This is a genomic window from Inhella proteolytica, from assembly GCF_016093275.1.
GTDB classification, from domain to species: domain Bacteria; phylum Pseudomonadota; class Gammaproteobacteria; order Burkholderiales; family Burkholderiaceae_C; genus Inhella; species Inhella proteolytica.
Window position 1 is genome coordinate 374,698 of record NZ_JAEDAK010000003.1, and the last position, 12,906, is coordinate 387,603.

Genomic DNA, 12,906 nt, shown 5'->3' on the forward strand with positions numbered 1-12,906 from the left:
GACAATGGCGCGGCCCCTGTCCGGGGCTTTCGTCATTTCTGCTGTGACCATGCTCCTGCCCTCGATTGCGCTGGGGAAGCGCCACCAGGCGCCACGCCCTCTGGGTTCTGCCGATGCCCTGCTGCTCGCCCGCTTCTGCCAGGCGCAGACGGAGCGCGTGGTTGCCATCGTCTGCGCCGACCCTGGCGACACCCAGCGCCTGGAAGCCGAACTGCCCTTCTTCGCGCCGGGCCTGCGCGTGGCCGTGTTCCCGGATTGGGAAACCCTGCCCTGGGACCGCTTCAGCCCCCACCATGACCTGATCTCCGAGCGCCTGGCCACGCTCTGGCAGCTGCTGCAGTCGCAGGGCAAGCCGGCCAGCCAGCGCGAGATTGATGTCGTGCTGCTGCCCGCCACGACGGCGCTGACCCGCCTGGCCCCGCCCAGCTTCCTGGCCGGCACCACCTTCCAGTTCAAGAAGGGCCAGGCCCTGGACGAGGCGGCCCTGCGCGCCCAGCTGCTGCTGGCCGGCTACCAGAATGTCAGCCAGGTGGTGAGCCCCGGCGAGTACGCGGTGCGCGGCAGCCTGATCGATCTGTTCCCGATGGGTTCGGCCGTGCCCTACCGGGTCGACCTGTTCGGCGACGAGATCGACTCGATCCGCGTGTTCGACCCCGACAGCCAGCGCAGCCTCTACCCCGTGCCCGAGGTGCGCCTGCTGCCCGGCCGCGAGTTCCCGATGACCGAGGCCTCGCGCCAGCTGTTCCGCAGCCGCTGGCGCGAAGCGATGGACGGCGACCCGAGCAAGGCGCGGCTCTACAAGGACATGGGCGAAGGCCTGGCCGGCGCGGGCATCGAGTACTACCTGCCGCTGTTCTTCGAGCAGACCGCGACCTTCTTCGATTACCTCGGCAAGCAGGCTGCCGTGGCCTTGCTGGGCGCCGTGGACGAAGCGCTGCAGCGCTTCTGGCAGGACACGCGCGAGCGCCACAAGCTGCTCGCCACCGACCCCGAGCGCCCAATCCTGCCGCCGGAAGCCATCTTCCTGCGCCCCGAAGAGCTGTTCGCCTGCACCCACCCGCTGGCGGTGCTGACGCTGAACCAGCGCGAGGCGGTGGACTTCGCCCGCCCCCTGCCGGACCTGAGCATCGAGCGCGGCGCCCAGGAGCCGCTGGCCAAGCTGGGCCGGCACCTGGACAGCACCCCGCACAAAGTGCTGCTGCTGGCCGAGAGCGAAGGCCGGCGCGAAAGCCTGCTGGACCTGCTGCGCGAGCACAAGCTCGACGCGCCCTCGTTCAAGACCCTGCAGGAGTTCGACGACTCGGGCGAGAAGTTCGCGCTGCTGGCGGCGCCCCTGGCCGAGGGCTTCTTCTGGATCGAGGGCGAGCGGCAACTGCAGTTGCTGACCGAGACCGAGCTCTTCGCCACCGCCCCGGCCACGCGCCGCCGCCGGCGCCAGGAGCAGGCCAGCAATGTCGACGCGCTGATCAAGGACCTCAGCGAGCTCAAGATCGGCGACCCGGTGGTGCATGTCAGCCATGGCATCGGCCGCTACCAGGGCCTGAAGCACATGGACCTGGGGCAAGGGAACTCGGAGTTCCTGCACCTCGTGTATGCCGACGATGCCGTGCTCTACGTGCCGGTGGCGCAGCTGCACCTGATCCAGCGCTACACCGGCGTCAGCGCCGAGGAAGCACCACTCCATCGGCTGGGTTCGGGGCAATGGGAAAAGGCCAAGCGCAAGGCCGCCGAGCAGGTGCGCGACACCGCCGCCGAGCTGCTGAACCTCTACGCCCGCCGCGCCGCCCGCGAGGGCCACGCCTTCCGCTACAGCCCGCACGATTACGAGGCCTTCGCCGCCAGCTTCGGCTTCGAGGAAACGCCGGACCAGCGCGCCGCCATCCACGCCGTGGTGCAGGACCTGATCAGCCCGCGGCCGATGGACCGGCTGGTGTGCGGCGACGTGGGTTTCGGCAAGACCGAGGTCGCCCTGCGCGCCGCCTTCGTGGCCGTGATGGGCGGCAAGCAGGTGGCCGTGCTGGCGCCCACCACCCTGCTGGCCGAGCAGCACGCCCAGAACATCAGCGACCGCTTCAGCCAGTGGCCGGTGAAGGTGGCCGAGATGAGCCGCTTCCGCACCGCCAAGGAGATCAAGGCCGCGCAGCAGGGGCTGGAGGACGGCAGCATCGACATCGTCGTGGGCACCCACAAGCTGCTCAGCCCCGACACCAAGTTCAAGCGCCTCGGTCTGGTCATCATTGACGAGGAACACCGCTTCGGCGTGCGCCACAAGGAGGCCATGAAGGCCCTGCGCAGCGAAGTGGACGTGCTGACGCTGACCGCCACGCCCATTCCGCGCACGCTGGGCATGGCGATGGAGGGCCTGCGCGACCTCAGCGTCATCGCCACCGCGCCGCAGCGCCGCCTGGCCATCAAGACCTTCGTGCGCAACGAGGGCAAGGGCGTGATCCGCGAGGCCGTGCTGCGCGAACTCAAGCGCGGCGGCCAGGTCTACTTCCTGCACAACGAGGTCGAGACGATCGAGAACCGCCGCCAGGCGCTGGAAGAGCTGATTCCCGAGGCGCGCATCGCCGTGGCGCACGGCCAGATGCCCGAGCGCGAGCTGGAAAAGGTGATGCGCGACTTCGTGGCCCAGCGCCACAACCTGCTGCTGTGCTCGACCATCATCGAGACCGGCATCGACGTGCCTTCGGCCAACACCATCGTCATCAGCCGCGCCGACAAGTTCGGCCTGGCGCAGCTGCACCAGCTGCGCGGCCGCGTGGGCCGCAGCCACCACCAGGCCTATGCCTACCTGATGGTGCCGGACCTCGAGGGCCTGACCAAGCAGGCCGCGCAGCGCCTGGAGGCCATCCAGGCCATGGAGGAACTGGGAAGCGGCTTCTACCTGGCCATGCACGACCTGGAGATCCGCGGCGCCGGCGAGGTGCTGGGCGAGAAGCAGAGCGGCAACATGATGGAGGTGGGCTATCAGCTCTACCACGACATGCTGGCCGAGGCAGTGCGCGCCCTCAAGAGCGGCAAGGAGCCGGACCTGGCCAACCCGCTGGCCGCCGTCACCGAAATCAACCTCTTCGCCCCCGCGCTGCTGCCCGACGCCTACTGCGGCGATGTGCAGACGCGCCTGTCGCTCTACAAGCGCCTGGCCAGCGCCAGCAAGGCCGAGCACATCGACGCGCTGCTGGAGGAGATCACCGACCGCTTCGGCACCCTGCCGCCGCAGGGCCAGACCCTCTTCGACACGCACCGCCTGCGCGTGCTGGCGCAAGCCCATGGCGTGACGCGCATCGACGCCGCGCCGGGCGTCATCAATGTGCTGTTCAAGCCCAACCCGCCGATCGAGGCGATCAAGGTGATCCAGCTGGTGCAGAAGAACCCGTCCATCAAGCTGGTCGGCAATGACAAGCTGCGCATCGACAAATCCCTCTCCGACCCGGCCGACCGTGCGCACTGCGTCCGTGAGGTGCTGCGCCTGATCGGCCCTCCGAAAGCCACCGCATGACCGAGATCGCCCCCGGCCTGATCCTGCGCGGCCCCCGCCCGCGCCTCGCCGAATTCCGCTTCGCCGCCTTCGATATGGACTCGACGCTGATCGCGATCGAGTGCATCGACGAGATCGCCGCCCTGGCCGGCGTGGGCGAACAGGTGGCGGCCATCACCGAAGCGGCGATGCGCGGCGAGATCACCGACTTCCGCGAATCCCTGCGCCGCCGGCTGGCCTTGCTGGCCGGCCAGCCCGAAAGCCTGCTGGAGCGCGTGCTGCGGGAGCGCCTGCGCTTCAACCCGGGCGCACGCGAGCTGTGTACGGCGCTGAAGGCGGCCGGGCTGAAGCTGGGCCTGGTGTCGGGCGGCTTCACCCACTTCACGCGCTTCGTCGCGGCCGAACTGGGCATGGACTTCGTGCGCGCCAACGAGCTCGAGGTCGTGGACGGCCGGCTCACCGGCCGGGTGCGCCTGCAGGCCTGGGGCGATGTGGTGGACGGCGAGCAGAAGCGCCTGTTCCTGCTCGAACACTGCGAGCGCCTGGGCTGCAGCCCGCAGCAGGCCATGGCCGTGGGCGACGGCGCCAACGACCTGCCGATGATGGGCGCGGCCGGGCTCTCGGTGGCCTTCCATGCCAAGCCCCGGGTGCGCGAGCAGGCCCGCGTGTCGATCGAAAGCGGCGGGCTGGAGCGCCTGCTGGAGGCGCTGGACATCGCATGACCCGCCTGCGCGCCCTCCTGCTTGCCAGCTGCCTGTGCGCCGCTGCGCAGGCCCAGGAGATCGTGTTCGTCGCCCCGACGAACCATACCGAGCCCATCGCCAGCTTTGGCGCCGGCGGCCTGCTGCAGGGCGGCATCCTCAAGGACATCGGCGACCGCCTGGCCGAGCGCCTGCAGCGCAAGCCGCGCTACCTGCCGGTGCCGAGCCGGCGCGTGTCCGAAACGCTTCGCAAGGGCGAGGCCGACCTGGTCTGCTACGTGCTGCCGGGTTGGCTGGAGGGCGAATACCGCTGGAGCGTGCCGGTGCTGCCCAATGCCGAGGTGGTGGCCGCGCGGCCCGAGGCACCCGATATCCAGCGCCTGGACGAGCTGCAGAACCAGCAGGTCGGCACCGTGATCGGCTACGGCTACACGCATTTGTTGGCCGAGCCTGGCCAGCCACTGCCCTTCATTCGGCAGGATGCGCTCAACACCCGCTCCAACCTCGACAAGTTGGCCGCCGGCCGCATGGCGTATGCGATCAGCGAGGAGCTGACGCTGCGCGACTACGTGCGGCGCCACCCCAAGAGCCGCCTGCGCGTGGTGATGACGGTGGCCCGCTACACCGCGCAGTGCGCCCAGTCGCTGCAGTCGCGGCTGGATTTCGAGGGCATCAACCAGCAGCTGGCGGCGATGGTGCGGGAGGGCGAGATCCGCCGCATCCTGGCCCGCTACGGCAGCTGAACACCCGCCGCGCCGCAGTTCTCAACCCCGGCCCCGCAGTTCGTCGCCGGGTGCCGGCCCGCCGGCCCGCGCCTGCCTAGGATGCCGCCCATGTCCACTGCCCTGCCCTCTGCCACACGCCGCACCGCCCTGGCCTATGCCGGGCTGGGCCTGCTGTGCTGGGCGCTGTATGCGATTGCCGCCACCGACTGGCAGTACGGCAGCCGCAGCGTCTGGGAGGGCCTGTACGACGCCACCTGGAACCTTGGCCCCATCCTCGCCATGGGGCCGGCGGTGCTGCCCTGGACGCGCCGGCTGCAGGCTGTCAGCCCGTGGCGCCGCCTGGCCGGCCATGCGCTGGGCGCTGCCGCCTTTGGCCTCAGCTGGCAGCTGCTGGACGCCGGCGCCGCCGCCCTGCTCTTCAGTGCCGACCACGCACACGCCCGGCTGGAACAGGGCCTGGTGTGGCGCAGCGCCGGCGGGGCCGTGGCCTATGGCGTGCTGGTGTTCGGCTTTGGCGGCGTGCTGCATGCGCGGCGCGCCCAGGCTGCCGCGCTGCAGGCGGCACAGGCCGAGGCCGCACGCGTGCGCGCCGAGCTTTCGGCCCTGAGCGGCAAGCTCAACCCGCATTTCCTCTTCAACACCCTGAATTCGCTGCTGATGCTGGTGCGGCGCGACGCCAGCCGCGCCGAGCAGGCGCTGCTGGGCTTTTCGCGCCTGATGCGCCATGTGCTGGACAGCAAGCGCAACAACGAGGAGCGCGTCAGCCTGTCCGAGGAGCTGGACTTCGTGCGCGACTACCTGGCGCTGGAGACCCTGCGCCTGGGCGAACGCCTGCGCGTGGACTGGCAGGTCGAGGACGCCGCGCTGGCCGAGGCGGTGCCGCCGCTGACGCTGCAGCCGCTGGTGGAGAACGCCATCCAGCACGGCATCGCCCCGCAGGTGGGCGGCGGCACCCTGAGCCTGCAGGCCCGCTGTGAAGGCGACTGGCTGCTGCTGCGCGTGGCCGACGACGGCCCCGGGTGCCCCTGGCCGCCCGCCCCCACGGCCCGCCAGGGCCTGGGCCTGGGCACCCTGCAGCGCCGCTTTGCGCTGGACTTCGAAGGCCAGGCCCGCTTGCAGGTGCACACCGCGCCGGGCCAGGGCTTCGCCGTCGAGCTCCGCATCCCGAGGAACTGAACGCCGATGCTCAAGACCCTGATCGCCGAAGACGAACTGCTGGCCCGCGAGGGCCTGGTGGATTGGGTGCAGGCCCACCCGGAGCTGGAGCTGCTGGGCGCGGTGGGCGACGGCCCAGCCGCGCTGCAGGCCATCCGCAGCCAGCAGCCGGAGCTGGTGCTGATGGACATCCAGATGCCCGGCCTGACCGGCCTGCAGGTGCTGCGCACGCTCAGCCAGGAGCGCCCGGGTGCCGCCCTGCCGGCCGTGATCTTCACCACCGCCTACGACGAGCACGCCCTCACCGCCTTCGAGCTGCACGCGGTGGACTACCTGCTCAAGCCCTTCTCACGCGAGCGCTTCGACGAGGCCATCGCCCATGTGCTGCAGACCCAGACCGTGCGCCCGAGCGAGGACGAGAGCGGCGGCGGCCGCGAGCTGGCCGCGCTGGAGGCCGCCCACACCGCGAGCCCCGAAGCCCCGCTGCAGCGCCTGCTGGTGCGCGACATGGGCCGCATCGTGCCGCTGCAGGTCGAGCGCATCGAGCACCTGCGCTCGGACACCAAGTACACCGCCATCGTCACGCAGGGCCGCACCTACCTGGTGCGCCTGCCCATCAGCCACTTCGGGCAGCGCCTGGACCCGCAGCGCTTCCTGAAGGTGAACCGCAGCTGCATCGTGAACCTGGACTTCGTCGAAGCCCTGGTGCCGGACGAGAGCTCCCAGCTCGTCGTGCACCTGCGCGACGGCAACCGCTTCACAGCCAGCCGCGAGGTGTCCAAGCAACTGAGGGCCGACTCGCTATGAAACCGCTCTACCTCACACTCGTTCTGGCGCTGCCGCTGGCGGCCTGGGGCCAGGCCCAGCCGGTGGGCAAGCTCTACACGCCCGGGCCCTTCGACAGCCTGAGCTTCAGCGGTGCCGCCCAGGTGAGCTTCCGCCAGGGCGAGCGCGACGAGCTCTTCATCGAGGGCGACGAGGACGTGCAGAAGGACGTGCGCCTGCAGCTGCGCGACGGCCAGCTCAGCCTGCACACCCGCGGCACCTGGTGGTTCTGGCGCGACACCCGGCTGCGCGTGCAGGTGATGGCGCGCGAGCTCAAGCGCCTGAGCGTCTCCGGCTCGGTGAACTTCCAGGCCCCCGAGCCAGTGCAGCTGCCGGAGCTGCGCGTCAGCATCTCGGGTGCCGGCCTGGTGCGCTTCGACCAGCTGCGCACCGAGGACCTGAAGTTCGGCGTCTCCGGCGCAGGCGATGGCCAGTTCGCCGGCCAGGTCCAGCGCCTCTCGCTCAGCATTTCCGGCCGCAGCGACTTCCTCGCTCAGGGCCTGCAGGTGCAGCAGGCCAAGGTCAGCATCAGCGGCCTGGGCAAGGCCAAGCTGTGGGTGGAGCAGGAGCTGGAGGTGTCGATCTCCGGCATCGGCACGGTAGACCACTGGGGCAATGCCAAGGTCAGCCGGCGCAGCTCCGGCCTGGCCACCATCAACGGGCTGGGCCCGAAGCCCGCGCCCCCGCCTGCGCCCGCCAGCCCCGCCGAGTGATCAGCCCAGCGGCGTGGGGTGCACCAGCAGCCCATCCGCATCGGCCAGCAGCCATTCGCCGGGGCGGATGGCCTGGCCTTCGATCCAGATCGCCACGTCGCGCTCGCCCTGGCCCTTGCGGTCGCAGGGCATCGGCAGGTGGCCCAGGGCCCAGATGGTGATCGGCACGGCACGCAGCTCGGCCAGATCGCGCACCGCGCCGTGGATCCACAGCCCGGCCCAGCCGTTGCGCGCCGCCGCGGCGGCCAGGTTGCCGCCCAGCAGCGCGCGGCGCAGGCTGGCCGCCCCATCCACCACCAGCACCCGGCCCGCGCCCGGCCCCTCCACGGCGGCCTTGACCTGGCTGTTGTCGTCCAGGCAGCGCACCGTGCTGATCGGTCCGGCCATGCGCTCGGCGCCACCGTAGTTGCGCCAGCCACTGCCGGCAAATACGCGCAGCACACCGCTGCTGTCGGCCTTGCGCGCATCGCAGAGGTCGCAGGTGGAAGGCAAAGGGTTCATGGAGTCGGAGCGTGTTCGGCCTGGCGCGCCATCCAAAGGGCCACGCACAGGCAGGTGAGGGCCGCCAGGCTGGCGGCCCACCAGGGCGCGCGCCAGGCCGCCAGCGCGCAGCCCAGCGCCATCATGGTCCAGGCCAGCAGCTTGGCCCGGCGCGGAATGACCCGGTGGCGGCGCCAGTCCAACACCACCGGGCCCAGTTTCGGGTGGGCGACCAGCCAGGCCTCCCAGCGCGGGCTGCCGCGCGAAAAGCAGAAGGCCGCGAGCAGCAGAAAAGGCACACCGGGCAGCAGCGGCAGCACCAGCCCCGCCACCCCCAGCAGCAGGCAGGCCGCGCCGGCCGCCAGCCACAGCGGCCGCAGCCAGGCGGCCGCGCGCGGGCCGCTCGGCAGGGTCTCGGGCAGGGAGTCGCGCATGCGGCTCATCTTCGCACCGGGCTGCTGGCTGGGCGTGGGTGACACTGCCGGCCCCGGTCACACCGCCCCCTGCGATGCCCCGACTGCGTGTTCTGTTGGCCTGCTTGCTGCTGATACCGCCTTGCGCCTGGCCTCAGGGCGAACTGCGCTTCATCACCGCCACCAACCACGCCCCGCCCCTGGTGCTGTTCGAGGCAGGCGAACTCAAGGGCGGCCTGTTGGTGGAGACCGAAGACGCGCTGGCGCGCCGGCTGGGCCTGCAGGCCCGCCACATCCCCCTGCCCAGCCTTCGGGTGGCGTTGGCGCTGCGAAACGGCCATGCGGACCTGCTCTGCCACAGCCGGCCACAGTGGATCGATGGCGAATTCCGCTGGAGCCGACCGCTGTTCGACAACGCCGAGGTGCTGGCCGCCCGCGGCGATGCGCCCCCGCTGCGCCAGCTGCTCGAACTGCGCGGCCAACTGATCGGCATCGTGCGCGGTTACCGTTACCCGACGGTGGAACAGCAACTCGGCGACACGCTGCGGCGGCTGGAGGCCGTCGACATGCGCGCGAATCTGGACAAGCTGCTAGCCGGGCGCATGCCCTATGCCTTCACCGACCGCATCACCCTGCGCGAGTGGCAGCGCCGCCACCCGGCCGCCGGGCTGCGCGAGGAAATGGTGCTCGAAAACTACCGCAGCGCCTGCGCACTGTCGCCGCAATCCTTCCTCAGCCTGCAGGAGGTCGACGCCGCGCTGGAGGCGATGCAGCGCAGTGGGGAGCTGCGCGCTATCCTGCGCCGGCATGGTCAGTGAGCCCCTGGCCGCCCGAGGACCTGGACGCGTGCGCCTCCGCCGAACCCCGACGCTTTTCCTGCTGCTGAGCCTGCTGTGCCTGCCGCTCTGGGCGCAGGAAATCGTCTATGTGACGGCCACCAACCACACCGAGCCGCTGTCGCGCTTCGAGCGCGGCCAACTCACCGGCGGGATCATCAAGGACCTGGGCGATGCGCTGGCGCGGCGAATGGGACTGCGCCCGCGCTACCTGCTGATGCCCAGCAAGCGCGCCCCGATGGCCCTGCGCCAGGGCGAGGGCGATCTGCTCTGCTACACGCGGCCGCAGTGGATCGGCCCGGACTTTCGCTTCACCCTGCCGCTGATTCCAAACGCCGAGGTGGTGGCCGCGCGGCCCGAGGCGCCGCGCCTGCGCAGCCTGGCCGACCTGGCCGACCGCCCCGTGGGCACGGTGCTGGGCTACCGCTATGCCGAGGCCGAGGCCGCGCTGGGCGAGCGCCTGCGCCGCCAGGATGCCCCCGACATGCAGGCCAATCTGCGCAAGCTGGTGGCCAAGCGCATGGACTACGCCATCACCGACCGCCTGGTGCTGCGCGAGCACCAGCGCCGCCTGCCCGAGGACGGCCTGCGCGAAGACGTGGTGCTGAACGCCTACACCGCGCCCTGCGCGCTGTCGCCGCGCAGCCCGCTCAAGCTGGACGACGTGAATGCCGCGCTGGCCGAGATGGTGGCCGACGGTGAGCTGCAGCGCATCCTGGCGGCCTATGGCCGTTGATCCCTCCAAGGCCCCCCACCCCGCAAACCGCCCATGAGCCCTGTCATCACCTGCATCGAAGACCTGCGCCAACTGGCGCGACGGCGCGTGCCGCGCATGTTCTACGACTACGCCGATGCCGGCAGCTGGACCGAGAGCACCTACCGCGCCAACGAGGCCGATCTCGCAGCCATCAAGCTGCGCCAGCGCGTGGCGGTGGACCTGACGCAGCGCAGCACCGCCGCGACGATGATCGGCACGCCCGTGGCGATGCCGGTGGCCCTGGCGCCCACGGGCCTGACGGGCATGCAGCACGCCGACGGCGAGATGCTGGCCGCCCGCGCCGCCGAGGCCTTCGGCGTGCCCTTCACGCTCTCCACCATGAGCATCTGCTCCATCGAGGACGTGCGCTCGGTCACCACCCAGCCCTTCTGGTTCCAGCTCTATGTGATGAAGGACCGCGCCTTCATCGAGGCCCTGATCGACCGTGCCAAGGCGGCGCGCTGCGGCGCCCTGGTGCTGACACTGGACCTGCAGATCCTCGGCCAGCGCCACAAGGACCTGAAGAACGGCCTGAGCTCACCGCCCAAGCCCACGCTCACCAACCTGCTGGATCTGGCCACCAAGCCGCGCTGGTGCCTGGGGATGCTGGGCACGAAGCGGCGCCAGTTCGGCAACATCGTCGGCCACGCCAAGGGGGTGGACTCGCTCACCAGCCTGTCCGAATGGACGCACGCCCAGTTCGACCCCGCGTTGAACTGGGGCGATGTGGAGTGGATCAAGAAGCGCTGGGGCGGCAAGCTGATCATCAAGGGCATCCTGGACGAGGAAGACGCCCGCCTGGCGGTGGCCAGCGGCGCCGATGCGCTGATCGTCAGCAACCACGGTGGGCGCCAGCTCGACGGCGCGGAGAGCTCGATCGCCGTGCTGCCGCGCATCGTGGCCGCTGTGGGCTCGCAGATCGAGGTGCATTTCGATGGCGGCATCCGCAGCGGCCAGGACGTGCTCAAGGCCTGGGCGCTGGGCGCGCGCGGCACCTACATCGGCCGCGCCTTCCTGTACGGGCTGGGCGCGCTGGGTGAGGCCGGCGTCACCAAGTGCCTGGAGATCATCCAGAGGGAGCTGGACCTGACGATGGCCTTCTGCGGCCGTCGCAAGCTCAGCGAGGTGGATGCCAGCGTGCTGGTGCCGCACACCCTGCCGCGCTGAGCCTGGCCGGGCTCTCAGCCGCGCCGGCGCCGCACGCCCAGGGCGGCGAGCCCGGCCAGACCGAACAGGGCCGCCGAAGCGGGTTCGGGCACCGCGCGGGCTGGGTCAGCGGTGGTGATGTGGAGCTCCCAGCCATTGAAGACCCCCGAGTCGCCGCTGGTGTCGTCGCGGATGAAGAGCGACCAGGCGCCGGCCGCGTCCAGTCCATTGAAGACCGACAGCATGGAGCCGTAAGGGCCTGCCGGCGCGGGGGCTTCGAAGGGCAGCTCCACTTGCAGGTTGTTGTCACTGGGCTTGTAGGTTCCGGACAGCAACTGATCCTTGTCGGGAATCGAGTCGGCCGCGTCATCGTCGAACACCAGATGGACGCCAAACACGTCGAACTGACCCCCCACATCGCTCATCAGCATCACCTGCTGGCCCTGCGGCCCGACCAGCAGGATGTCCAGATCATCCGGGTAGGTGTGCCACAGACCCTTGAGCTTCACATCGACATCAACGATCGTGCCACCCCCGGCCTCGATGACCAGCGGATAGGGATTGGTCATGCCCTGCACGGGGATGCCGGCTCCGCCTCCGGAATACACCGTCAGGGCGGCGTGGCAGGCAAAGCTGCTGAGGCAAAGGCCGGTGGCGGCCAGGACTTGCTGGAGGGCTTGTTTCACAGGGGTGCTCCCAAGGTTGAAGGGGAAACGAAAGGAATGGCAGGGACGGACGGTGTGGCCGCGTCGGCTCAGGGCGCCTGCAGGCGCCCGATGGCAAAGCCCCAGCTGGGGGCCAGCTTGAGCCGCTCGTTCAGGCTTTTCACCCAGGTGTCGGGCTTGGCGTAGTAGTCGCTGGTCGGCAGGCTCCAAGTGCGGCCGATGACGCGCAGATTGGCGTCCAGCAGGAGGCCGATGGTGCCGCCGCCCAGGCCGGCGATGGGGGTCAGCACCCCGTCCTTCATCACGAAACGGGTGTCCTGGGTGTGGGTGTCGCTGGAGCTGTCGATCACCCGCACCTCCACGTACTGGGTGCCCACCAGGGCCGGGTTGCTGTTGGGCAGGCCGCCGGGATAGGTCTTCAAGGTGTTCCAGCGCACCTCCTCGATCAGCATGGCGTGGTCGTTCGAGCTGCTGCCCACCACCCACCAGGCCAGCACATCGCCCGGCTGCGCCAGGTTCAGGGCATGGATCTCGGTGAAGCCCTTGCCCTGCTGGATCAGGCCGACGTACTGGTAGGCCTCGGGACTGGCCGTCTTGACCGAGCCTTGGGTCTTGGGGTCGGTGAAGCGGTAGGTCTCCTGGTTCCAGTTCCAGGCGTACTGGTGCTGGAACAGGCGCGTCAGGAAGGACGAGCACTTGCTGTGGTTGCCGGGCAGCACCCCGTTCTGCGCGTCGCCCAAGCGGATGAAGGACGGGTCGCTGCCGCTCCAGCTGCCGCCGTAGCGGTTGATCGAGACCCCTTGCGCATCCGCAAACACGCCCTGCGACTGGGCCTGCTGGATCTGCCCGAGCAGCAACTGCGCACTTTGGTGGTGCGCGGGCTGGGCCGTGGCCATGCCCGCCCCTAGCAGGGCGGCCGCCGAAACCAGGGCGAACCGGGCGGCCTGGAGCAAGGAAGCGGTGGGATGCATGACGACTCCTGAGTGGGTGCGATGGCCGCAGTGTTCGC

The 12,906-nt window shown here is 70.3% G+C and carries 13 protein-coding genes; 9 read left to right on the forward strand and 4 right to left on the reverse strand.

Going from position 1 to position 12,906, the window contains the following annotated elements; all coding sequences use genetic code 11:
• Positions 1 to 49: 49 nt before the first annotated feature.
• The 6 genes from mfd to I7X39_RS06785 all read left to right on the forward strand — a co-directional run bounded on the left by mfd (position 50) and on the right by I7X39_RS06785 (position 7,600).
• The gene (gene mfd / locus I7X39_RS06760) at positions 50 to 3,502 is read left to right on the forward strand and encodes a transcription-repair coupling factor (protein WP_198110205.1); all 3,453 of its coding nucleotides are present in this window, start codon (positions 50 to 52) and stop codon (positions 3,500 to 3,502) included.
• Entirely contained in the window at positions 3,499 to 4,203 is a 705-nt protein-coding gene (serB, locus tag I7X39_RS06765) for a phosphoserine phosphatase SerB (RefSeq protein WP_198110206.1), read from the forward strand. Before mfd ends, serB begins: the two co-directional genes overlap by 4 nt.
• A complete protein-coding gene (locus tag I7X39_RS06770) occupies positions 4,200 to 4,925 on the forward strand; it encodes a substrate-binding periplasmic protein (protein ID WP_198110207.1) in 726 nt (241 codons plus the stop codon). The genes serB and I7X39_RS06770 overlap by 4 nt, the downstream gene beginning before the upstream one ends.
• A gap of 90 nt (positions 4,926 to 5,015) precedes the next feature.
• Positions 5,016 to 6,083, forward strand: a complete 1,068-nt coding sequence (locus I7X39_RS06775; RefSeq protein WP_198110208.1) for a sensor histidine kinase — start codon at positions 5,016 to 5,018, stop codon at positions 6,081 to 6,083.
• Between the two features lie 6 nt (positions 6,084 to 6,089).
• Positions 6,090 to 6,869 carry a LytR/AlgR family response regulator transcription factor gene (locus I7X39_RS06780; protein WP_198110209.1) on the forward strand — a complete coding sequence of 260 codons (780 nt, stop codon included), beginning with the start codon at positions 6,090 to 6,092 and terminating at the stop codon, positions 6,867 to 6,869.
• Complete coding sequence (locus I7X39_RS06785; RefSeq protein ID WP_198110210.1) at positions 6,866 to 7,600, forward strand: head GIN domain-containing protein; 735 nt, start codon at positions 6,866 to 6,868, stop codon at positions 7,598 to 7,600. The genes I7X39_RS06780 and I7X39_RS06785 overlap by 4 nt, the downstream gene beginning before the upstream one ends.
• Here the strand turns inward: I7X39_RS06785 and rraA are convergent, their stop codons facing one another.
• Positions 7,601 to 8,101, reverse strand: a complete 501-nt coding sequence (gene rraA / locus I7X39_RS06790) for a ribonuclease E activity regulator RraA (RefSeq protein ID WP_198110211.1) — start codon at positions 8,099 to 8,101, stop codon at positions 7,601 to 7,603.
• Positions 8,098 to 8,514: a YbaN family protein gene (locus I7X39_RS06795; protein ID WP_198110212.1), complete on the reverse strand. Its 417-nt coding sequence runs from the start codon at positions 8,512 to 8,514 to the stop codon at positions 8,098 to 8,100. The genes rraA and I7X39_RS06795 overlap by 4 nt, the downstream gene beginning before the upstream one ends.
• A 74-nt stretch (positions 8,515 to 8,588) precedes the next feature.
• Between I7X39_RS06795 and I7X39_RS06800 the strand changes: the two genes are divergently transcribed.
• The 3 genes from I7X39_RS06800 to I7X39_RS06810 are packed head-to-tail and all read left to right on the forward strand — an operon-like array spanning position 8,589 to position 11,253.
• Positions 8,589 to 9,311, forward strand: coding sequence for a substrate-binding periplasmic protein (locus I7X39_RS06800; RefSeq protein ID WP_198110213.1), 723 nt, complete (start codon positions 8,589 to 8,591; stop codon positions 9,309 to 9,311).
• A 28-nt stretch (positions 9,312 to 9,339) separates the two neighbouring features.
• Positions 9,340 to 10,065 carry a substrate-binding periplasmic protein gene (locus tag I7X39_RS06805; protein ID WP_198110214.1) on the forward strand — a complete coding sequence of 242 codons (726 nt, stop codon included), beginning with the start codon at positions 9,340 to 9,342 and terminating at the stop codon, positions 10,063 to 10,065.
• A gap of 33 nt (positions 10,066 to 10,098) precedes the next feature.
• Complete coding sequence (locus I7X39_RS06810) at positions 10,099 to 11,253, forward strand: alpha-hydroxy acid oxidase (RefSeq protein WP_198110215.1); 1,155 nt, start codon at positions 10,099 to 10,101, stop codon at positions 11,251 to 11,253.
• 14 nt (positions 11,254 to 11,267) lie between these two features.
• Here I7X39_RS06810 and I7X39_RS23655 read toward each other — a convergent pair whose 3' ends face one another.
• Positions 11,268 to 11,918, reverse strand: a complete 651-nt coding sequence (locus tag I7X39_RS23655; protein ID WP_198110216.1) for a PEP-CTERM sorting domain-containing protein — start codon at positions 11,916 to 11,918, stop codon at positions 11,268 to 11,270.
• Between the two features lie 68 nt (positions 11,919 to 11,986).
• Positions 11,987 to 12,868 (reverse strand): hypothetical protein, encoded by an 882-nt coding sequence (locus tag I7X39_RS06820; protein ID WP_198110217.1) that lies wholly within the window; start codon positions 12,866 to 12,868, stop codon positions 11,987 to 11,989.
• Positions 12,869 to 12,906: the final 38 nt, after the last annotated feature.

Excerpts from the sequence above, each read along its gene's own strand:
- mfd (WP_198110205.1), top strand. The coding sequence starts at position 50 with ATGCTCCTGCCCTCGATTGCGCTGGGGAAGCGCCACCAGGCGCCACGC.
- serB (WP_198110206.1), top strand. The coding sequence starts at position 3,499 with ATGACCGAGATCGCCCCCGGCCTGATCCTGCGCGGCCCCCGCCCGCGC.
- I7X39_RS06770 (WP_198110207.1), top strand. The coding sequence starts at position 4,200 with ATGACCCGCCTGCGCGCCCTCCTGCTTGCCAGCTGCCTGTGCGCCGCT.
- I7X39_RS06775 (WP_198110208.1), top strand. The coding sequence starts at position 5,016 with ATGTCCACTGCCCTGCCCTCTGCCACACGCCGCACCGCCCTGGCCTAT.
- I7X39_RS06780 (WP_198110209.1), top strand. The coding sequence starts at position 6,090 with ATGCTCAAGACCCTGATCGCCGAAGACGAACTGCTGGCCCGCGAGGGC.
- I7X39_RS06785 (WP_198110210.1), top strand. The coding sequence starts at position 6,866 with ATGAAACCGCTCTACCTCACACTCGTTCTGGCGCTGCCGCTGGCGGCC.
- rraA (WP_198110211.1), bottom strand. The coding sequence starts at position 8,101 with ATGAACCCTTTGCCTTCCACCTGCGACCTCTGCGATGCGCGCAAGGCC.
- I7X39_RS06795 (WP_198110212.1), bottom strand. The coding sequence starts at position 8,514 with ATGCGCGACTCCCTGCCCGAGACCCTGCCGAGCGGCCCGCGCGCGGCC.
- I7X39_RS06800 (WP_198110213.1), top strand. The coding sequence starts at position 8,589 with ATGCCCCGACTGCGTGTTCTGTTGGCCTGCTTGCTGCTGATACCGCCT.
- I7X39_RS06810 (WP_198110215.1), top strand. The coding sequence starts at position 10,099 with ATGAGCCCTGTCATCACCTGCATCGAAGACCTGCGCCAACTGGCGCGA.
- I7X39_RS06820 (WP_198110217.1), bottom strand. The coding sequence starts at position 12,868 with ATGCATCCCACCGCTTCCTTGCTCCAGGCCGCCCGGTTCGCCCTGGTT.